At 51.3% G+C, this 20,204-nt stretch carries 16 protein-coding genes and 1 riboswitch; of the genes, 5 read left to right on the forward strand and 11 right to left on the reverse strand.

Annotation, left to right across the window (positions count from 1 at the left end):
- The first annotated feature begins 270 nt into the window (after positions 1-270).
- Positions 271-1,032: a triose-phosphate isomerase gene (gene tpiA / locus Q4563_RS04255; RefSeq protein WP_215976851.1), complete on the forward strand. Its 762-nt coding sequence runs from the start codon at positions 271-273 to the stop codon at positions 1,030-1,032.
- A 180-nt stretch (positions 1,033-1,212) separates the two neighbouring features.
- Here tpiA and atzF read toward each other — a convergent pair whose 3' ends face one another.
- From atzF to Q4563_RS04295, 8 genes are all read right to left on the reverse strand, one after another.
- Positions 1,213-3,024, reverse strand: coding sequence for an allophanate hydrolase (gene atzF / locus Q4563_RS04260; protein WP_303603710.1), 1,812 nt, complete (start codon positions 3,022-3,024; stop codon positions 1,213-1,215).
- Entirely contained in the window at positions 3,021-6,641 is a 3,621-nt protein-coding gene (gene uca, locus Q4563_RS04265) for an urea carboxylase (protein ID WP_303603711.1), read from the reverse strand. The genes atzF and uca overlap by 4 nt, the downstream gene beginning before the upstream one ends.
- 97 nt (positions 6,642-6,738) lie before the next feature.
- On the reverse strand, positions 6,739-7,380 hold the full coding sequence (locus Q4563_RS04270; protein ID WP_215976848.1) for an urea amidolyase associated protein UAAP2: 642 nt from the start codon (positions 7,378-7,380) through the stop codon (positions 6,739-6,741).
- A 10-nt stretch (positions 7,381-7,390) separates the two neighbouring features.
- Positions 7,391-8,101 (reverse strand): urea amidolyase associated protein UAAP1, encoded by a 711-nt coding sequence (locus Q4563_RS04275; protein ID WP_303603712.1) that lies wholly within the window; start codon positions 8,099-8,101, stop codon positions 7,391-7,393.
- Entirely contained in the window at positions 8,098-8,874 is a 777-nt protein-coding gene (locus Q4563_RS04280) for an ABC transporter ATP-binding protein (RefSeq protein WP_215976846.1), read from the reverse strand. Before Q4563_RS04280 ends, Q4563_RS04275 begins: the two co-directional genes overlap by 4 nt.
- Positions 8,871-9,686 (reverse strand): ABC transporter permease, encoded by an 816-nt coding sequence (locus Q4563_RS04285; RefSeq protein ID WP_303603713.1) that lies wholly within the window; start codon positions 9,684-9,686, stop codon positions 8,871-8,873. Before Q4563_RS04285 ends, Q4563_RS04280 begins: the two co-directional genes overlap by 4 nt.
- 59 nt (positions 9,687-9,745) lie before the next feature.
- A complete protein-coding gene (locus Q4563_RS04290) occupies positions 9,746-10,786 on the reverse strand; it encodes a putative urea ABC transporter substrate-binding protein (RefSeq protein WP_303603714.1) in 1,041 nt (346 codons plus the stop codon).
- A 61-nt stretch (positions 10,787-10,847) separates the two neighbouring features.
- Positions 10,848-10,972: riboswitch (guanidine-I (ykkC/yxkD leader) on the reverse strand.
- 243 nt (positions 10,973-11,215) lie between these two features.
- Entirely contained in the window at positions 11,216-12,457 is a 1,242-nt protein-coding gene (locus Q4563_RS04295; protein WP_215976843.1) for a GAF domain-containing sensor histidine kinase, read from the reverse strand.
- A 375-nt stretch (positions 12,458-12,832) separates the two neighbouring features.
- Between Q4563_RS04295 and Q4563_RS04300 the strand changes: the two genes are divergently transcribed.
- Positions 12,833-13,249, forward strand: a complete 417-nt coding sequence (locus Q4563_RS04300) for a CopD family protein (protein WP_215976842.1) — start codon at positions 12,833-12,835, stop codon at positions 13,247-13,249.
- A gap of 22 nt (positions 13,250-13,271) precedes the next feature.
- Here Q4563_RS04300 and Q4563_RS04305 read toward each other — a convergent pair whose 3' ends face one another.
- Positions 13,272-13,727: a DUF2231 domain-containing protein gene (locus Q4563_RS04305; RefSeq protein ID WP_303603715.1), complete on the reverse strand. Its 456-nt coding sequence runs from the start codon at positions 13,725-13,727 to the stop codon at positions 13,272-13,274.
- Between the two features lie 99 nt (positions 13,728-13,826).
- On the opposite strand from Q4563_RS04305, the gene coxB reads away from it, so the two are divergent.
- From coxB to Q4563_RS04320, 3 genes are all read left to right on the forward strand, one after another.
- Positions 13,827-14,735, forward strand: coding sequence for a cytochrome c oxidase subunit II (gene coxB / locus Q4563_RS04310; RefSeq protein WP_303603716.1), 909 nt, complete (start codon positions 13,827-13,829; stop codon positions 14,733-14,735).
- Complete coding sequence (gene ctaD, locus Q4563_RS04315) at positions 14,735-17,248, forward strand: cytochrome c oxidase subunit I (RefSeq protein WP_303603717.1); 2,514 nt, start codon at positions 14,735-14,737, stop codon at positions 17,246-17,248. The genes coxB and ctaD overlap by 1 nt, the downstream gene beginning before the upstream one ends.
- 334 nt (positions 17,249-17,582) lie before the next feature.
- Positions 17,583-18,395, forward strand: a complete 813-nt coding sequence (locus Q4563_RS04320; protein WP_215976838.1) for a cytochrome c oxidase assembly protein — start codon at positions 17,583-17,585, stop codon at positions 18,393-18,395.
- Between the two features lie 25 nt (positions 18,396-18,420).
- Here the strand turns inward: Q4563_RS04320 and Q4563_RS04325 are convergent, their stop codons facing one another.
- Together Q4563_RS04325 and Q4563_RS04330 are read right to left on the reverse strand one after the other, a co-directional pair.
- Positions 18,421-19,401 (reverse strand): hypothetical protein, encoded by a 981-nt coding sequence (locus tag Q4563_RS04325; protein WP_303603718.1) that lies wholly within the window; start codon positions 19,399-19,401, stop codon positions 18,421-18,423.
- A 164-nt stretch (positions 19,402-19,565) separates the two neighbouring features.
- Entirely contained in the window at positions 19,566-20,204 is a 639-nt protein-coding gene (locus Q4563_RS04330) for a CDP-alcohol phosphatidyltransferase family protein (protein ID WP_303603719.1), read from the reverse strand.

The raw sequence follows: 20,204 nt of genomic DNA on the forward strand, positions 1-20,204 counted from the left end.
TAACTCACAAACCTTATCAGACGGTCAGTCAAAGCCATTCACTATCGCTCATGAACTGCTCTACTTACTCAGACCAACCACATCCAACTGTATGGTAAGTCACATGATCACTGTTACTTCCCATGCATTGGAGTCTCGACGAGTAACGGTACGACCTGACCAAGCAAACAATAACTAACTCACTTATTCATACGAACAAACACTCGGTAACTGGCAGCCCACACAACTCGGCGCGCCATTACATCCACGAGCCACTGAGGTTTTAATCAAATGAAAAAACAAGCCCCTTTCGTCATTGCCAACTGGAAGCTCAACGGAGGGATAGATCTTACCTGCACTTCGGTCGCATCCATGCTGAACCGAAAATTCGAGGCTAGAATCGGCATCGCACCACCCTATGTCTACATCGGCGATATGGTGAGCTTTTTACGCAATTCTGACATTATGGTAGGAAGTCAAAATGTCAGTAAATTTGCCTCTGGCGCTTTTACTGGAGAAACCTCTGCACAAATGCTGAGCGAAGTGGGCTGCCAATTTTGTCTTATAGGCCATTCGGAGAGACGCCAAGTATTTTTGGAGAACGACAACTCTTGCCACACCAAAATGGAAAAGGCGCTCGATAATAACCTGATACCGGTTTTGTGTGTCGGTGAAAATTTACAGCAATACGAGCTCGGCCTAACCAATGACATACTCTATCGTCAACTACACCAATCGCTGCCCGACCTTAACCTTGAAGGGAAAGAGCTGTGCATCGCTTACGAACCCGTATGGGCTATAGGCACCGGCAAAGCGGCCACGGCCGATCAAGTTCAAAAAGTACACAGTTTTATATATCAAGAGCTGGTAGAAATACTTGGCACAGAACGGGCCAATAAAGTACACATACTCTATGGTGGTAGCGTCAATAAAGACAACGTTGAAGAGCTCCTTTCCACACCACACGTCGATGGCGTGCTCGTTGGCGGTGCTAGCTTAGATCCCGAACACTTCGCTGAAATTTGTGCGCTGGCCAACAAATCGGCCCAATAACAAACAGCCAGTCGCCTTCGATTTTTTCGAAACAAAGGTAGAGGGCGGCGCCGTAGCCACAAGCTATCTCTAATGCCCTCGGGCATTAGAGATAGCAGCATAGAGATAAGTAAACAGGCCCCCTGGCCGTTGTTTCATACAGCAGAGATGCTCGCCCTGCTTAGGTGACACTCGTGATTTTCAACTACTGCCTAGGTAGGCACGCCAGCCACCGAATTGACTAATATCGATAGCCCCCTCAATACCCGACTGCTCACAAATAAACCCCGCGCACTGCGTACCGTCGGCTAAACGCACTTTGCCGATTCCTAAAGGGGCGGCAATGCCGGCGACAAAACTGCCTAACTCCGCCACAGGCATTGACCATACCTCCACCTCAATAGCGCAACCTTGGCCCTCTTCTGCCAAGACCATAGCTGGGCGCAGTGGTGGCCCACCAGGCAGAGCATAAAGCTGATACTCCGGCGCCGACTGAGTACAACGCTGCAAGGTTGCCGCGCGCTCGCGCAGCTGCCAATTAAGCGGCTGCCCATTTAAGTGTGCGCCGCACACCACCAGATCGATGCGCTCGGCACCACCGGCAGGCTTATCGGATAACGCCTCAAAGGCGTTTTTATTCGCGCCCAGTGGCAACGCGAAACTTTGCTGAAGGCGGTTGCCAATGGATAACAGCTTGCGGTCACTAAAGGCTTCGGCCACGAGTGTCAGGCCAAAGGGGAAACCTTGTTCGGTGAAAGCCGTTGGCAACGCCAAACCGCAAAGATCAAACAAGTTCATGTAATTGGTGTAGTAACCGAGCTGGCTGTTTAACTCAATCGGGTTGGCCTCAAGCTCGGCAATAGAAAAAGGCCGTGGCGCGGTTGGCGTGAGCAAAGCATCCACCGAGTCGAGCACACGTTGTGCCTCTTTGCGCAGCGCTTTTAAGCGGTACTGCGCGGTAAAGCCATCTCGCGCAGACGGTGCGGCACCGGCACTGATAATCGCCTTGGTCACCGGCAATAAAGCGTTGGGGTGTTCCTCAATTAACGGGGAACACGCGAGGTAGCGCTCGGCCACCCAAGGGCCTTCATACAATAGTTTAGCGGCCGATAAAAACGCCGACATATCCACTTCAATCAATTCTATATCAGCAAGCTTTTCTATCGCACTTAAACTGGATTGGTAGGCACTTTGATAACCCTCGTGGCCAAAAAACGCCAACTGCTCTGCGGACATAACCCCCAAACGCAGAGGGCCAGATTGGCGGCCGTAGTGACGAGCACTATTGGCAAAAGGGTTGACGCGACTGTAGGCATCGCTTTCGTCATCACCCTCGGCGACTGACAGCGCCGCATGGGCATCATCGGTATTGAGAGCAAATACGGTCATGCAATCCAGCGAACGGCAAGCGGGCACCATACCGGTGGCCGACAATAAACCAATGCTAGGCTTAAGTCCCACCAAATTATTAAAACAGGCGGGCACGCGCCCCGAGCCGGCGGTATCGGTACCGAGACTAAAGCAAGCCAGCCCCTTGGCCACGGCTACGGCGGAACCAGAGCTGGAACCGCCACTGATCATATTAGGGTCGGCGCTATTCTTACACGCGCCCCAGGGGGAGCGTGTACCGACCAAACCGGTGGCAAATTGATCGAGGTTGGTTTTCCCAACAGGAATGGCCCCGGCATCAATCAATGCCTGCACCACGGTGGCGGAGTGCGGCGGCGTATAAGTAAATGCCTCGCAGGCAGCGCTGGTAGGTACACCCTTTAAATCAATATTATCCTTGATCGCAAAAGGTAAGCCATACAGTGGCAGGCTGTCGGGACTTTGCCCTTCTAGCGCCTGCAAATAGGGCTCAAGCTCGGCGGCGCTAAGGCGATAGATCCAAATATTATGGTCCGTTAAAGCCTCGCAGCGTTTGGTGATTTCTGCCAGTAGCGCTCTGGGAGTAAGACGACCATCGCGATACGCGAGGTGAAGACTATGACGCGTTAAGGTAGGCGTACTCATGACTCAAGCCCTCCGTCCAAAATTAATAACGGCTGGCCTGCACTCACCCGGCCCCCTTCTTTTACCACCACCGTTTTTACTGTGCCCGGTTGAGTGGCAACAACCGCCACTTCCATTTTCATCGATTCCAATAGCATCACACACTGGCCAGCTTCGACCTGATCGCCCTGTGCTACATTAAGCTGCCAAACGCTGCCCGCGACCGAGCTATCCACCACAATATCGTCATCGCCAATCACTAGACTATCGTCATTTAGCACCACCTCTGGCGCCTCGTAATGGAACTGGCCATCGGCGTGCCAACGGGCTAACTCATCGCTAAAGGCTTGCTCGCGACGCTGGGTATGCGCCTCAATTTCTGCGCTGTGCTGCTCAATATGCGCTTGATACCCCGCCAATGAAAACTCCCCCGGCTCAGTGCGAAGCGGGTAATCGCCCAAAGGAAAATCACGACGGATTTGACTGAGTTCATCGTGACCTACTTCGTAAAATCGAATTTGATCGAAAAAGCGCAGCAGGTAAGGCTCGGTAAAAGCCTCGGTACGCCGGTAACGATTCCACATTTGCATGGTGCGACCGACAAATTGATACCCCCCCGGCCCTTCCATACCGTAAACACAAAGATAAGAACCGCCAATACCCACTGAGTTTTCCGCCGTCCAGGTGCGGGCGGGATTGTATTTGGTGGTCACCAGTCGGTGGCGCGGGTCCACCGGTGTGGCCACGGGCGCACCGAGATACACATCGCCCAACCCCATGACCAAATAGGCGGCATCGAAGACGATACGTTTTACGTCATCGATACTATCGAGGCCGTTTATACGGCGAATAAATTCTAAGTTATCGGGGCACCAAGGTGCGTTTGCGCGCACCGATTGTTGATATTTATCCACCGCCAATTGGCAAGCTTCATCGTTCCAACTTAACGGTAACCATACCGTACGCGAGGGTACTGTTAGTGAGTCTAACCGTTGCGATAAATGGCGCTCACGTTCGGCCAACTCTGCCAACAGTTTATCGAGTGGCAACTGTTGTGAATCGTAATGCAGTTGCAAAGAGCGAATGCCTGGCGTTAATTCACGCAAACCCGGCAGCGGATTTTTCTGTAAGTCTTGCATTAAGGCGTGCGCGCGAAAACGCAAACGAATATCAAGCTCGAGCGGGCCGTACTCCACCAATAGAAAATGGTCTCCCGCCAAACGATACACTACCTCGTCACCTACCTCCGCAGCACTAAGACGCTGCACAATGGGAGAGGGTAATTCATTCAGATCAATGGGCGCCGGGTCGGTTGTGGCAACCTGAGCGCTATTATCGACAAACAATGCCTGCTGCTGTTGCTCAGCGACCACCGCATCGGCATAGCTCACCGGCACAAAACGCAAGGTGTCGCCCGCGCGCAGCTGACCGAGCTTCCATAAATCGGCGGTGATCACGGTAGCAGGGCAAACAAAGCCGCCCAATGACGGGCCATCGGGGCCAAGAATAACTGGCATATCACCGGTAAAATCTACCGTACCAAAGGCGTAAGCGTTATCGTGAATATTAGACGGGTGCATACCGGCCTCACCGCCACTTTGACGTGCCCACTCGGGCTTAGGGCCAATCAAACGTACACCGGTGCGGCTGGAATTGTAATGCACCTCCCAATGTTCGCTAAAAAATGTTTGCACGTCGGCATCGGTAAAAAAATCCGGCGCGCCGTGCGGCCCGTAAATCACCCGCAATTCCCACGAAGAACCGATATCAGCCAGAGGCGCCTGTTGCGCGGTGGGCTCACCGATCATTTGACCCAGCGCCAATACATCGCCGGTGCGCAGTGCGCGGCCGTTATGACCACCAAACTGCCCCAAGGTAAAAGTCGAACGCGACCCTAAATAAGTGGGGCAATCGATACCGCCGGCCACAGCCAAATAAGCGCGAGCACCCCTCTCGATGCGCCCCATTACCAGGGTTTGCCCCGCGGCGACATCCACCGGCGTCGACATGGCCACGGCCTCACCATCCAGTGTTAAAGGAATCTCGGCACCGGTGACTAAAATACGAGTAGCGGTACTAAATTGCAGTGTTGGCCCCTGCAGGGTGATCTCGAGTGCGGCGGCATCGGGCAAGTTACCTAACAGCGCATTGGCTAAGCGAAAGGAGTAATTGTCAAATGGGCCCGAAGGCGGAACGCCTACATCCCAATAACCACCGCGTGCGGGGTAATCTTGAATGGTGGTCTGAGTGCCGCCTTGTAGAATATCGATGCGAGCCGGACACCAGTCAACCGAAGCCAAATAGCGCGTGGTGACTTCGCCGCGAGTAATGACGCTGTCGTCCAGCAAATGGCGCAAGTAGGCGCAGTTGCTTTCAATACCGTAGAGCTGGGTTTTATCCAGCGTGCTACGCAAACCTTGAATCGCCTCAGCGCGATCGTCACCACAGTAAATAATTTTGGCAAGCATGGGGTCAAAAAACGGGGATACTTCAATACCACTATCCAACCAATGTTCAATGCGCAGCCCCGGCAGCTTATCGCTAGGGGTAGGAAGTTCAACATGACTCAACAAGCCCGCGCAAGGCTGAAAATCGCGGTAGGGGTCTTCGGCATACACTCGCAATTGAATGGCGTGACCACTGGGTGTTAAGCCTTCGCGCAATTGCTCTAGTGGCGGCAATTCACCCGCTGCTTGCTGTAACATCCATTGGACTAAGTCCACCGACCAAACCATTTCGGTTACACCGTGCTCGACCTGTAGGCGCGTGTTCACTTCCAGAAAATAACACTGCTCGGTATCGGCATCGTATATATATTCCACTGTCGCCGCATTGCGATAGCGAACGCTGGACAGCAACGTTTCGGCCAGTCGATACAAACGCTGGCGCACGGGTTCTGGTAGATTGGGAGCGGGACACTCTTCAATGACTTTTTGATTGCGACGCTGAGCACTGCAATCACGCTCACCAATGGCCAACACGCCGCCCTTGCCGTCACCAAAAGCTTGCACTTCAATGTGCCGGGCGCGGGCGATGTACTTTTCTAGAAAGACGCCATCGTCAGCGAAATTATTTTTACCCAGCTGTTTTACTTTATTAAAGGCTTCGCGCAGTACAGATTCAGACTCGCAAACCTGCATACCAATGCCCCCACCGCCAGCGGTACTTTTCAGCATAACGGGATAGCCAATGTCGGCCGCCGTCTGGCAGGCCGACTCAATATTCGCTAATAAGCCTGAACCTGGCGGCAAGGGTACATCCGCGTTTGCGGCTATTTCACGGGCCCGGTGCTTAAGACCAAAGCTTTGCATTTGTTCCGGTGTAGGACCAATAAAAGCAATGTCAGCGGCTTCGCAATCGGTAACAAACGCGGAATTTTCACTGAGAAAACCGTACCCCGGGTGAATGGCCTCGGCGCCACAGGCGCGGGCAATTTCCAGTACTTTTTCGCTATTTAGATAGGTGTCTGCGGCACCACCTTCCCCCAAGCTGTAAGCTTCATCCGCTTGACGAACGTGCAAGCTCTGGGCATCCACTTCGGCGTAAACCGCCACTGAAGTCACGCCCATTTTTCGCAGAGTACGAATAATTCGAGTGGCAATAGCGCCTCGGTTAGCTATCAAAACTTTTTTAAACATACTGGTCCGTTACGGGTCGTCCCGCTTTGTTATACGACAGTGGCCGTCCACTGAAGTCGTTGATTCACTGTTGATCTATTCGGCTGTACATTTTCAATTACGAGTCCCAAGTCAAGCATTCAACCGGTGTTGGGTTATATGCATTGCAAGGGTTGTTCAATTGCGGGCAATTTGAAATTAAAACGATGGTATCTACCAGCGCTTTAAACTCTACGTACTTGCCTGCACCAGAGATACCATCGGCAAAGGTCAGCTCACCTTGCTCGGTAACGGGGACATTCATAAAAAAATTGATATTATGGCCAATGTCGCGTTTATTCAGGCCGGTTTCCGGGTGCTCGGCAATGGCCAGCATCCAACTGTCTCGGCACGCGTGCATACAGCGTTTTTCCAAATCGTAACGCACGGTATTGCTTTCGGTCGCGCAGGCGCCACCAAGCGTGTCATGTCGGCCGCAAGTATCGGCAACGATCTCTAACATTGGGCGGTTACGGGTCGTGCGCAATATTGACCCCGCGGTGAGGTACACGTTGCCCTGCTCGCGAATGGTGTCGGTTGCACTGTAGCGCTCAGCTGGGTCATCGGCACAAAAAAACAAAGTATCGGCAGCTTGATTACCCTCTATATCGAGAATGCGCATCACCTGCCCGGCTTTTAACGTCTCTAAAAAGTAATCTCCAGCATCGACCTGCGCGCGGCTTTTGGCAGTGTCGGCTACACGTTCGCTGTGTTTAATCATAATATTCTCCTCAAGCGCCTAAATGGTAGAGCGCATTGTTGGCAAAGCCGCGCCGATTTTCGTCACAGTGATTGAGACACACATCATCCTCAGTCATAGGCTCTGCCAAGCCTAGCGAGACGCCGATTCTGCAGCGCGGGTACTCGGGGGACTGGTTTAACGGATGGGGACAGGCGTGAATCAGAACCAGACAATCCATTTCAATGCGCAAAGCAATTTCACTGCCGGCTGGGCTGTGATTGTCCACTAAACTCATATTGCCTTCGCTGTCGGTGACCACTTTACTAAATACATTAATATTGGCAGCCAAGTCGGCAGCGTTCAGCCCGTACTTTGCCTGTTCGACTAAAAATGCATCGTAACCATTCTGGCGCCAATCGTTGTGATCGGTTTGATAATCGCGTGCGCCCCAACGATCTTCAATATGACTGGCGTGGCTATTGCCGCACACGGTATCGTGCCAACCTAAATCATCTTCAATGATTGAGGCAAAAATCCGCCCCATATCAGAATACAAACAATTGCCCCGCGTTAACTTAAAGGTGTGCTGACACTTAAGCGTATCCGGCGCGTTGTAGCGCTCAAGTAAATTACGCGAGTTGTAAAACAGTACACCGGCATTGCCATTGCCATCGAGATCTTGCAATCGCAACACAGTGCCACGGCGCAACTCCAAGGACCAATGGCCACCCGGTGCTATTGTAGTTTGGTAATGATTCATTCGCTTAACTCCTGGCCCGTACTATTCAGGCCACTATCAATTTTTTCCAGTAACTCCGGCTCACAGGCCCCCACGGGCAAGTCATAAGTAATGCCGGCGCCATAACTGTTGGGCGCTTGCGGATCAACACGCAGCTTGTCGAAAACCCACAAACGCGTACCAAGGTGAAAGCCTTCAGCCAAATCGTGCGTCACCATAAATACGGTGAGTTTGTGCTTGCGCCACAAGGACAACACCAATTTGTGCATATCCGCACGGATGCCTGGGTCAAGTGCACCAAAGGGTTCGTCGAGCAGTAAAATACGAGGTTTCAGGATAAGCGCTTGGGCGATCGCTAAGCGCTGGCGCATACCGCCAGACAATTCATCGGGGTAGCGATCCGCCATGTGCGCCAAGCCTACCGTTTCAAGCATGGTCATTGCTTCTTCACGGGCGGCGCGTTTGCGAGCGCCCCACAAAAACCCTAAAACGGAGCCCTCAAAAGCGCGAGCAATAGTGACATTTTCCAGTACACTCATGTGGGGAAATACCGAATACTGCTGAAAAACCACACCGCGCTCAGAGTCGGGCTCATCAAGTATGGGCTTACCATCCAGTAGTATTTCCCCTTTACTGGGAATATCAGTACCCAACAACATACGCAAGAAAGTGCTTTTGCCGCAGCCGGAGGCCCCCACTAAAGTGACGAACTCGCCTTCTTTGACCGAGGCATTAATGTCTTCCAAAATAACGCTGTCACCGTAACGCTTCCAAACATTTTGAATGTCAATCATGAGCGATTCTCCTGCCAAGGGAAGGCCCATAAGCTGACTTTTCGCAGTACAAAGTCAATAACAAAAGCCAGCAGTGCAATCCAAGCCACGTAAGGCAAGATCACATCCATAGATAAGTAGCGGCGCACCAAGAATACCCGGTAACCTAGGCCATCGGTGGAGGCAATAGCCTCGGCGGCAATTAAAAATAGCCAGGCACTGCCGAGCGATAGACGCACGGCATCAATCAAACGCGGCATTAATTGCGGCAGCAAAACTCGCAATAATATTTGGCCACTATTAGCCCCTAATGTCTGAGCTTTAACGAGTTGTTCCCGGGGGATTTCTAAGCAACGCTTTTGAATATCACGAGCAATAAACGGGGTGATGCCGATAGCAATCAGAGCTACTTTGGACACTTCACCCAGACCAAATACAATAAAAAGTATCGGCAGTATTGCCATGGGCGGAATCAGCGAAGCAACGGTGACCAAAGGCGCAACGCCTGAGTAAACCATAGGAAAAGCGCCGGTGCTTAAACCAAACACAAGCCCCAGCGATGCGGCAATTAACATCCCTAAGCCTAAGCGCGTCAAGCTACTAAGCGTATCTTGCCAAAATAAGTATTCCCCTGTGCGCCGGCTTGGTTCAAAAGCCAGCCGATAAATAGCATCGCCCATTTGCTCAAAGCTTGGCAGCAGTTTGTCTTGTGGGTTTTCTGCCAATCGGGCATCAGAGGCCAACACATACATCAGCAGTAAAATTGCAAAGGGCAGCAGCGATAATGCAACGCCCCACACTCTTGATGGTTGTTGGTTGATTAATCGTTTCATGTAAGTATCCCAACTATAGAGGAGTTTGGACGGTGTAAAACACCGCTCATCGCACCGGTTTACAGCTTACCGTCAGCAGCCATTTGCATATAAGTAGGATTAAAACGAAGCTTAATATTGTTTTGGTTACCGTAAAGACCGGCGGGAGTTTCGATACCGATAAATCCAGCATCCGCAGCCCCTTCACCCAAGAGTCCATGCTCAAAGGAGAATTCCGCTACGTTCTGCATGGTGGCTTTTAGATCGTCACTATGAGTAAAGCTCACGGCATTGGTAGGCTGGTAAAACATTTGGGTACTGGCCAGTTGCGACTCGTAACCGGCCAGATCGGTGCCTGATGCACTCGCCATAGCAGTGCGGGCGGCGGTACCTTTTGCGCCAGAATCACTCATGGTCGCCATGATTTCATACCAAGCGCCGGTAAGGGCTTTACCCAGAGCAGGGTTTTGCTCCAACACCTCAGTATTGACAACCATTAGGTCAATAATCTCACCCGGTATCTTTGATGAATCAAACACCTTGCTAGCACCGGGCATACCCACAATTTCGCTCAACAGTGGGTTCCAGGTGACGACCGAGGACACACCATTGGTTGGATAAACAGCAACTAGATCGGCATCGGAAGTATTGACCACAGTCACGTCTGACTCACTCATACCCACGCTATCCAGAGCACGAGCAAGCAAATAATGTGACACGCTTAGCTCAACCAAGTTAACTCGCTGGCCTTTAATATCAGCCAGTGAATCACTGCCTTTTAATACAACTCCGTCATTACCATTGGAGAAATCCCCTACAATTAAAGCGGTGCTATCTACACCGCCCGCCGCGGGAATGGTTAAGGCATCCATATTGGTCATAGCGCAGGCATCAAAAGCGCCGGTGGTATATTGATTGATGGATTCGACGTAGTCATTGATCTGTACGACATCAATGTCGATATCGTATTTCTCAGCCCACTTGTCGACGATTTTTTGCTCGTCACCGTAACCCCAGGGCATCCAGCCTACGTAAATAGACCAACAAACCTTAAAGCTATCTGCGGCTGAGCTATAAGAAGAAAAAGAGAGTAACAGTAATAGCGTGGCTATTTTTTTCATCGCCTGCCTCCGGCATAAATTACGCGGTAAAATAGAGCACTCCTGGCAAATTCTGCCGATCGTCTCCCGGGCTTTTGTCCCGCCGTGTAACCTGCTCCGTGGCGACTTAAATCGCTATAGAAAAAGGTCGAAAGCTCTCGGACCAGTCGTTGCGTTGGTGCAACCGGAACCCTAGCTTTCCATTGCCAAATTGTGATGCCTACTAGGCATGTCCTAACTTACCAAGAGTGCGGACACAAAACTTGTTACAGTTTTCGTGCCAACCGTCTACACACCGCAACCTACCGCTCTGGCCCGCAACCACTCAAGCCTTTTCCCTGAAATACACCCAAATATGGAGCACACAAAACCCCGACGCACCAAAAAAGCACAGAAATTTGTAAGCTGGAATGGAAGACTTCGGGAGGATCTCAGCGGAAGATACTGGGTTTACTTAGGATTGCGAGGCAATAAGATGACAAATACCGCACCCCTGCCTTCTCCTTCACTGAAGGCCTGAATAGTGCCACCATGCAACTGCACAATATGCTTGCACAGATGTAGACCAATCCCCAACCCACCCAATTGACCGCAGGCGTTGGGCGCCTGCACAAAAGAGTCGAAGATACGCTCTAAAAACTCAGAGGAAATACCACAACCATTATCAGTGACTCTCACTTCAATATAATCATCAGCGATGGCTTTCGTTTCTATTTGCACATGGCCATTTGTAGGTGTGTATCTAACAGCATTAGCAAGTAAGTTGGTGACTAATTGAGTTAGGCGTACCTGATCCCCGGAAAGGGTTAACGTGTTCTCTGGTACGGTTAAGGAAAACTGTTGATTTTTTTGTAACAGAGCCTTTTGATTCGCAGCCACACTGTCGTCAATAATAGTCGTTATATCACACAGCGTTCGCTGTAAGGAGATGTTACCGGTCGCAATTCGCGATGTGTCGAGCAAATCATCCACTAACCGCACTAGTAGCTTTGTTTGGCGCCCCATCGATTCAATGGAGTCAATAACATCTTGATCGAAATTTTTGCCTTTTAAACCAAGAAAATCCAACCCCATGGTGAGCGACGACAAAGGATTGCGCAACTCGTGAGAGATCATCGCCAAAAATTGATCGTTGCTTCGCTCGCGCCCCTGGAGACGATGGTTAAGCCGTGCGAGCTCAACTCGCGCTTTTTCAGATTCCAGAAACAGCCGCCGCTGCTCCAGCTGAGACATCACTTGATTGGCGAGCACTCGTAAAGTCTGACGCTCACACTCGGTAAAATCGCGCGCCTGATAATCCAAAATACATAGGGTTCCCAGCGCGTGTCCCGTAACACCTCGCAACAAAGCCCCCGCGTAAAAGCGTAGGTGTGGCTCGCCGGTTACCAGAGGATTATTCTTAAAACGGCTATCACAACGGGTATCCGGGACTACCAGTAAGTCTTGCTCAAGTAAGGCATGAGCGCAAAACGAAGTCTCCAGTGGCGTTTCGCGAACGCCTAAGCCAACTTCCGATTTGAACCACTGGCGGTTGCGATCAATGAAGTTAACCACCGCAATCGGGGCGTTAAACAAGTTCGCAGCCAACGAGGCAAGCTCATCGAAGGCATGATCGGTGGGAGTATCGAGAATGTCGTACTGGTACAAGGCGTTTAAACGCTCTTCCTCACTACAAACAGGTGTGGGCTGCATCGATTCTCCGGGGAAACGACTTAATAACGTTATATAGGCGATCGAGTGCTGCAAATATGCGCCAGGCGCTGCAAACAAGCAAGATCTAGCCAAGAGTTGGTTATAATAATGTTCGTCTGTGGCGAAAGCAACAATGTCGGCAATTTGTCACTAAAGCCTATAAAAAGGCTGCGAACCTATCCTCTGATAAGACACCCCAACACTAGAGAGCAAATAGCCTCGAATGATAGCTGGCTCACAGACACCAACCCACCACTTTGCCTAGATGCTCACTATTCAGTAGGCTAGTAAGCCGCTGACGAACCTCTCTCGTGCCTAGCAAGTTAGTGCGAGAACACAGGGTCCAATTTTCAAAGAGGAGGACGAGTAACAAATATGCCTTGGCTATTAGCTTTCCATATTGCGGCGCTTTTGTGCTGGTGCGGAGCTCTTCTCTACCTGCCGGGGCTGGTTATGACACAACAGCGCACAGCAATTAACACCGAACTAGATCTGCAACCACCGCGCTTCGTATATAGCCTGATTGCCACACCCGCCGCGCTCGCCGCTATTATCGCTGGCACGTTAGTCTTTAGCTTTTATCGTATTTGGGATATTTGGCTGATCGCAAAACTGCTGTTAGTCGCGGCACTGGTGCTTGTGCATCTATTACTTGGTTGGCTGGTCGCGCGCGCTGAACGGCAGCCACCCAATCACTTACCGCTTTGGTGCTACAGCACAGTGCTGCTGGCCGGTGTCATTATGACCGCTATTATTTGGCTGGTACTGGCCAAGCCCTTACGTGGCACCTAATATGGCACTTATCACGAATGGCTCAGGAGTCGGTATCAACCCCCACACCATGCTCGTAGACAAGCTGGCCACCCAATATTCCAGCCAGCGAAATCAGTCCAGCCGTCACTACAGACAGTGTGACGCCCCATGGGCTGACCCACGCCAACATATCCTGGCAGCGCAACAGCCAGTTAAGCGTCACAATAGAGAGCGACATAACCGCTACCAGAGCGTGACTCCAGGCAGTTATCAAACGCCTAATTTGCACCACCGATACCAGGTCAATCAAACCAATCAAACCCGCCGCCCAGCCGCCCACCGCTCCGACGCCCGCCAGCCACAAACTGGCTCGCGCCCAAAACTCATCGCCGGTAAATATATAGGCAAGGTCGGTCGCCACCAATCCCACCAAAGCGGCAACGGGAAAGTGAATCAGCATCGGGTGGATGGGGTGACCTGCCACAGCCGTGCGGCTAGGAATAGACGATCGAGCCATAAATTATTTCCCACAATTAAGTACAACCAAGCGCAAGCAACTAAATGGTTGGCCACTACCTTACCGTTTTTTTGTACCGGTTGCAGCGGACCACAATCAATGCTGGAACCAGCTGGCCCCGCGGCCGATATTATCATTTGGCTGTGGTGGGGCATGTTTGCGTTCTTTACACTGGTATTATTGGTGGTATCAGGCTTGTGGCTCTATGCCATGCAGCGTCACCCGCAAGACGTTAGCCCCCGCGATGCAGCCATAACAACAAAACGCTGGATTATCGGCGGCGGTATTGCTCTGCCACTGGTGAGCATCATTGTTCTACTCGGGGTCGGCATACCTGCCGGCCAGCAAATATTAACCTTGCCGGACGAGCGCGCTGCGCTGCGCGTTGATGTGCACGCACATCGTTGGTGGTGGTCGTTTCATCAGCCCGATGGCGATATCACCACGGCCAACCAGCTCACCATTCCAGTGGACACCCCCATTGAATTTTATGTGCATAGCGACAATGTTATCCATTCGTTTTGGGTGCCCAAGTTAGGCGGTAAAATTGATGTAGTCCCAGGGCGTGTAAATACCATACGCTTGCGCGCCTCTCAAACGGGCCTCTTTCGCGGTCAGTGTGCGGAGTTTTGCGGCACAGGGCATGCCCACATGGTGTTTCAGGTAAAAGTGCTAAGCCAAAACGATTTTGCCCTTTGGCAAGAGCGTCAACGGCAGCCCGCGAGCATACCTAGCAAGCACCAAAAGGCCGCCGAAGCATTTGCTGAGCACTGCGGTCAATGCCATACCATCAAAGGTGTAAGTCAAGGTAATAGAGCGCCCGACCTTAGCAATATTGGCGCGCGCCGCCTGATGAATGTAGGTGCACGCCTCAAGCAAGATATTAGTATCGAGCAGTGGATGAAGACGCATCCTACCTGGCTGCGCGGCGGCCAAACTCCTCATCATAAAACAATAGCCCCGAACCGAATGGCGGACATCGTCACCTGGCTGGAGACTTTGGATTAATGGATAACGACCCGCAGGCAGCGAGTGATTTTCACAATCAGTTTGATAAAGTGTGGGGCAACCCGCGCGGCTGGCGCGCGTTTACCATCGTTAATCACACCACCATTGGCCTGCGCTTTTTAATTACCGGCGGCGTATTCTTTTTAATCGGCGGGCTACTGGCTATGCTGATTCGCACCCAGCTCGCGCTGCCTGGGCACGACCTGCTAACGCCCGAAATTTACAACCAAGTATTTACCATGCACGGCACCATTATGATGTTTTTATTCGCGGTGCCAGTGATGGAAGGTTTTGCCATTTATTTAATTCCCAAAATGATTGGCGCACGCGATTTGGTGTTTCCGCGTTTAAGCGCTTTTGGGTATTGGTGTTACTTATTTGGCGGCATCATTCTTACCTCCAGTTTAATTATGGAGATCGCCCCTGCTTCCGGCTGGTTTATGTACACCCCACTCAGTAGTGCCGTTTACGCGCCGGGGCCCGGCTCTGACTTTTGGTTGCTAGGCATTACCTTTGTGGAGATTTCTGCGGTATCTGCCGGAGTTGAGTTGGTGGTGTCGATTATGCGCACGCGCACCAAAGGCATGAGCTTACAAAGAATGCCGCTGTTTGCTTGGTATATTCTGGCCATGGCTTTAATGATTGTGTTTGGGTTTCCGCCGCTGATTTTAGGCAGTATTTTACTTGAGCTTGAGCGCGCCGCTGGTATGCCATTTTTTGATGTAGCCCGCGGTGGCGATCCTATTTTATGGCAGCATTTATTTTGGTTGTTTGGTCACCCCGAGGTGTATATTTTATTTTTACCAGCAGCGGGAATGGTATCCACCATACTGCCGGTGTTTGCCCAGCGCCCTATTGCTGGTTATCGCTGGGTCGTGCTGTCTATTATCACCACGGGTTTTATCAGCTTCGGCTTATGGGTACACCATATGTTTACCGTGGGTATACCGCAGTTGGCTCAGGCATTTTTCTCAGCCGCCAGCATGATGGTGGCAATACCCACGGCCATTCAGGTATTCGTCTGGCTGGCGACTCTGTGGAATGGACGCCCGGTGTATGCGCCACCAATGTTATGGATACTGGGGTTTTTAATTATTTTTGTCGCGGGCGGTTTAACCGGCGTTATGCTAGCGTTGGTACCGTTTGACTGGCAAGTTCACGACACCCACTTTGTGGTAGCGCACTTTCACTACGTCTTGGTTGGGGGCATGTTCTTCCCGTTAATGGCGGGGATTTACTATTGGCTACCGCACTTCTCCGGCCGCATGCCCAACCGCCAGCTCGCCCGCTGGGGGTTTTGGCTGGTATTTATCGGCTTTAACCTCACGTTTTTAGTCATGCACTTCACAGGCTTATTAGGTATGCCGCGACGTATTTACACCTATGATGCCAACCTAGGCTGGGATATTCCCAATATGATCTCATCTGTGGGCAGCTTTATTATGGCCACGGGAATTGCCACCTGCCTACTGGATATCGCGTTGCATTTTCGGTTTGGCGAAAAAGCCAAAGCCAATCCGTGGAATGCCGACACCTTAGAGTGGAGCACGTCGCTACCGCCAAGCGCCTACAACTTTGCCACTCTGCCCGAAGTAACTAGCCGGCATCCATTGTGGGAAAACCCCGATCTGCAGCGTACTATTGAGCAAGGCCATCACGATCTCGCCACCATTGATCACGGTCGCCGGGAGACCTGGGGCTCGGACCCACTCACCGCCAAAACGCGGGAGATTATTCATTTACCAGGCAATAGCTGGCTGCCATTTTTTGCCGCCCTGACCACGGCGGCACTGTGTATGAGTTTATTAACCAAGCACTATATGGTGGCAATCGTGGCTGCATTGTGTAGCGTAGCATTGCTACTGCGTTGGTCGTGGGAGAACGGCGCACACCCGCAGGCAGCGCCCAATCAAAGGCGAGTTGAAAATGATCCGCCGCTACACTCTCGCACCCACGATGGACCGGGGCTGTGGGGCATGGCAGTCACCCTACTGACCAACGGCTCCTTGTATTTATCATTACTATTTGGCTGGCTTTACCTATGGACGGTCGCACCGAACTGGCAGCTACCGACCAAACCACCCGTTGATGGGTTAGCCTTGTTATTGTCGGGCGTTTGCCTGTCTGTTGCATTGTGGTGGTTCAAAGTCGTGATCAAACGGTTGCGTAACAAAGTCACTGCACACTTACAGCCGCATCTATGGGGTATTAGCGGCCTGGGGTTTATCCACCTCGCTACACTTATAGTCACTTGGCAAACAGCCGCGCTAAAACCGCAAGTAACTTCGCACGATGCGGTCATTACCGTTATGTTGGTGTATCAAGTGTTACATAGCGGTTTAGCCGTCATTATCACTGCGCTGCAAGCGCTTAGAGTGGGCAAAGGTTATGTCGGCCACAAGGCGCCCTACGAGCCTGTGGTGGTAGAGCGTTGGTGGGTGTACACCGCCGCCGTATTCTGGATTAGCTACGCGGCCATTATTGTGCTGCCAATGATGTGGGTGGTGCCTTAATGTTATCGCCTTTTCATCCCCTTCAGCTCGCCTTGGGCCTTATCGCCTGGAGTGTGTATTTCGTTGTGGTTTACGCAAGCACTTCCATCGCTTGCACACATTTCACTCCTGGCAACGGGCCTCTTACCTGGCTCAATGCTGCCTTGCTAGCCTTTACTCTACTCGTTGCTCTAGGCTTAATGTATCAAGTATGGCGCGGCTGGCTCGCACTTAAGCGTGCGCCCCGCTCGCTGCCCCCAGCCAAACGATTTATCGCTGGCCTCGGTTGTGCTGTGTATCTCGTCGCCGCTTTGGCAACCATACTGGTCGGCGCTCCGACAATGATATTAACCCCATGCGTTTAATCTGTTCGACTCTCACACTTCGTTCGTTTTTGTTATGTGTGGTGGCTTTTTGCCCGACTCAGGCTTTTGCTCACAACCCAATAACCGACCCGACACAAAGTGCTACGGTGGCCGGCGCCTTAATGTTGTTAGCGCTTTGGTTAGCTTACGGGTGGGGCTGTTTAAAGCTTCGGCCTGCGCGTCATCGTTGTTGGTTGTTTAACGCCGCCGCCATACTGAGCGTCTTTACGTTATTTGGCCCGCTGGACGAGTGGGCCGAGACCAATGCCGCTGCCCACATGGTGCAGCATATGATTATGATGGTGGTCATTGCCCCCATGTGGGTAGTTGCCAGGCCCCTACCTCAGCTCTACGCACTGAATGCACCGATTGCCTCCGCCCTGTGTGCGCCATTACTACTGTTGGCACGCCACTCAATGGCCGCTGCGGTTATTCACGGCGCCTTTATCTGGCTTTGGCACACGCCTAAACTCTACATACTGGCACTGGACAATCTTTGGTGGCATTTGTTTGAGCACCTATGCTTTTTAGTCAGCGCTGGCGCCTTTTGGTGGGCGGTGTTACGAAGCCAGCAGCGCAATACACCGGCCGCCCTATTGGCCTTATTATTTACGTTAATGCACACCGGTTTTTTAGGCGCACTACTCACCTTTTCGCAAACATCCTGGTATGGAGCCGCGCGACCCTTAGAGTACCAGCAGCTTGCTGGGTTACTAATGTGGGTACTGGGCGGCCTGCCATATTTTACCGCGGCTCTTTGGTTAGGTTGGCGTTGGTTTAACCGTGTCGGTGACAAGTCGTAAAAAAAGCAGCGCGATTTAAACCAGGCTACCAACCATCGTAGAGACAAGTTGTGACCAACACGCGCCGAACGCTGGAGAATTCTTGCCAGGTGAACAACTCTGATTCCACTTTCTCTATGGACGAATAAACCCGATAGCGCTCATGCTGATCGGACTCACCATCAGCGTGGTCATCGACAATATGCTGCAAACTTTCAGCGTAGGAGACCATAAGATTTTTAAGGGCTATCACAGCACTCGCCGATGGTCTTAGCTCTTTATTGGGATGATTGGCAAGGTAAAACAATAGATCGGAAGCCTTTAAATAGGCCAGTGAAAATGCACTATTTGCGTTAGATGTATGAAAATACGCAACAACCGGATAGGCACTGTATTTATTAGCAAACTTTGTCCCGTCGAGCTGAATTTCAAATAGCTTTTGCCAAATAAATTCTACATTGTCTTGATCATCAAGCCGCTTTAGCAGTTGCTCAGAGTCGCCTGCAACAATATTGATTTGGCGAGCCAGTTGACGCTTCTCGAGTGCCACAGGAACGACGGCAATAATATAAGACAAACCCACCGAGGTCAGTAGTGTTCCGGTGGCCACCGCCAACGTACTATAGATTGTCCAGGGAAAGTGCTCGGCGGTAAAATCACCATAGCCCAAACCGCTGAGTGTTACGCCCGTAAAATATAAGGTTTCGAGCCCTGTGGCCGCCGTGTAGGTACTGCCATTAATGACATTGCCCTGAACCGACTGGAAAACTAAAAACCAGCCCAGGTATAAAAGTAGATACCAAAACATCACCACCAGAATCATCAACACCGGGCCACTGGCCGACAACAGTCTATGTGAGGTTTTATACTGGTGAAAGCGCAGCGCAAGCCGCCATAGCTTTTGTGAGATAAACGAGGTTGCTGGACCACCACCTCGCAAGCTAAGTATGGTGACAAAGGCATCAAACAGTGTAAAACCGATTAAAGCCACTCCAAACATCATCTGAAAAAGCGCGAGACTTGTCATCAATTCACTCGGTTTTTGTAGTGGATTAGCGTGCTCTATACCTACTTACCCTAAAGCGTAGGCACAGCGCGTGCAAACCAAAAACATTAAGGATGTGACAGTGTGCAGCCCAAGCTTAAAAAATCCACATTGAATGCCGGTAAGAGAGTAGCTCACTTTCTCGATCAATTGCTGTCTTGATCGTGCTCGCGTTCCAATTGCTTTAACGTCAGGTAACCCGACCAAAGTCTGGAGCCTGTTGTTACCCAGCATAAAACGGCAAACACCCCTGCAAGTATTGGAAAATACTGCGGAAACAGGCAAAACAATATTAAAAATAATATGGTCTCGGAGCCTTCCGCTAAGCCGCCCATGTAATAAAGGGATTTTTGTGGATAGTCGGGGTTGTCGATGCTGTATTTGCCGGAAACTGCCGAAAAGGCTAAAAAGGTGGCTCCGCTGCCCATAAACGAGAGCATCAGTAAGCCTGCCCATCCCCCGTTGCGATCCAGGTCGGCCAACAAAAAGCCCAAGCACACGGCACTGTAAAAAATAAAATCTAATACGATATCTAAATAGCCACCGGCATCGCTGATGCCTTGGATTCGCGCAAGCGCCCCATCCAGGCCATCAAAGAATCGGTTTAACGCAATGGCAACAAGGGCAACGCTGTACCAGTTTAATGCCAGTGCAGGTACGGCGAGCATGCCAATCATAAAGCCTATAAGTGTGATTTGGTCGGCCTTAACATTCCATCGGTCTAGGTAAATCGCCAACCGCTTTAGCGGGGTTCGCGTCAGCGGTACTAGGCGTGTATCAAACAT

It is taken from the genome of Gilvimarinus sp. 1_MG-2023 (assembly GCF_030548285.1).

What these genes read in the sequence shown, in the direction of transcription:
- Q4563_RS04285 (WP_303603713.1), bottom strand. Translation starts at nt 9,686, where the DNA reads ATGAAACGATTAATCAACCAACAACCATCAAGAGTGTGGGGCGTTGCA.
- tpiA (WP_215976851.1), top strand. Translation starts at nt 271, where the DNA reads ATGAAAAAACAAGCCCCTTTCGTCATTGCCAACTGGAAGCTCAACGGA.
- Q4563_RS04290 (WP_303603714.1), bottom strand. Translation starts at nt 10,786, where the DNA reads ATGAAAAAAATAGCCACGCTATTACTGTTACTCTCTTTTTCTTCTTAT.
- uca (WP_303603711.1), bottom strand. Translation starts at nt 6,641, where the DNA reads ATGTTTAAAAAAGTTTTGATAGCTAACCGAGGCGCTATTGCCACTCGA.
- Q4563_RS04300 (WP_215976842.1), top strand. Translation starts at nt 12,833, where the DNA reads ATGCCTTGGCTATTAGCTTTCCATATTGCGGCGCTTTTGTGCTGGTGC.
- Q4563_RS04330 (WP_303603719.1), bottom strand. Translation starts at nt 20,204, where the DNA reads ATGTTTGATACACGCCTAGTACCGCTGACGCGAACCCCGCTAAAGCGG.
- Q4563_RS04325 (WP_303603718.1), bottom strand. Translation starts at nt 19,401, where the DNA reads ATGACAAGTCTCGCGCTTTTTCAGATGATGTTTGGAGTGGCTTTAATC.
- Q4563_RS04305 (WP_303603715.1), bottom strand. Translation starts at nt 13,727, where the DNA reads ATGGCTCGATCGTCTATTCCTAGCCGCACGGCTGTGGCAGGTCACCCC.
- Q4563_RS04295 (WP_215976843.1), bottom strand. Translation starts at nt 12,457, where the DNA reads ATGCAGCCCACACCTGTTTGTAGTGAGGAAGAGCGTTTAAACGCCTTG.
- coxB (WP_303603716.1), top strand. Translation starts at nt 13,827, where the DNA reads ATGCTGGAACCAGCTGGCCCCGCGGCCGATATTATCATTTGGCTGTGG.
- Q4563_RS04270 (WP_215976848.1), bottom strand. Translation starts at nt 7,380, where the DNA reads ATGATTAAACACAGCGAACGTGTAGCCGACACTGCCAAAAGCCGCGCG.
- Q4563_RS04275 (WP_303603712.1), bottom strand. Translation starts at nt 8,101, where the DNA reads ATGAATCATTACCAAACTACAATAGCACCGGGTGGCCATTGGTCCTTG.
- Q4563_RS04320 (WP_215976838.1), top strand. Translation starts at nt 17,583, where the DNA reads ATGCGTTTAATCTGTTCGACTCTCACACTTCGTTCGTTTTTGTTATGT.
- Q4563_RS04280 (WP_215976846.1), bottom strand. Translation starts at nt 8,874, where the DNA reads ATGATTGACATTCAAAATGTTTGGAAGCGTTACGGTGACAGCGTTATT.
- atzF (WP_303603710.1), bottom strand. Translation starts at nt 3,024, where the DNA reads ATGAGTACGCCTACCTTAACGCGTCATAGTCTTCACCTCGCGTATCGC.
- ctaD (WP_303603717.1), top strand. Translation starts at nt 14,735, where the DNA reads ATGGATAACGACCCGCAGGCAGCGAGTGATTTTCACAATCAGTTTGAT.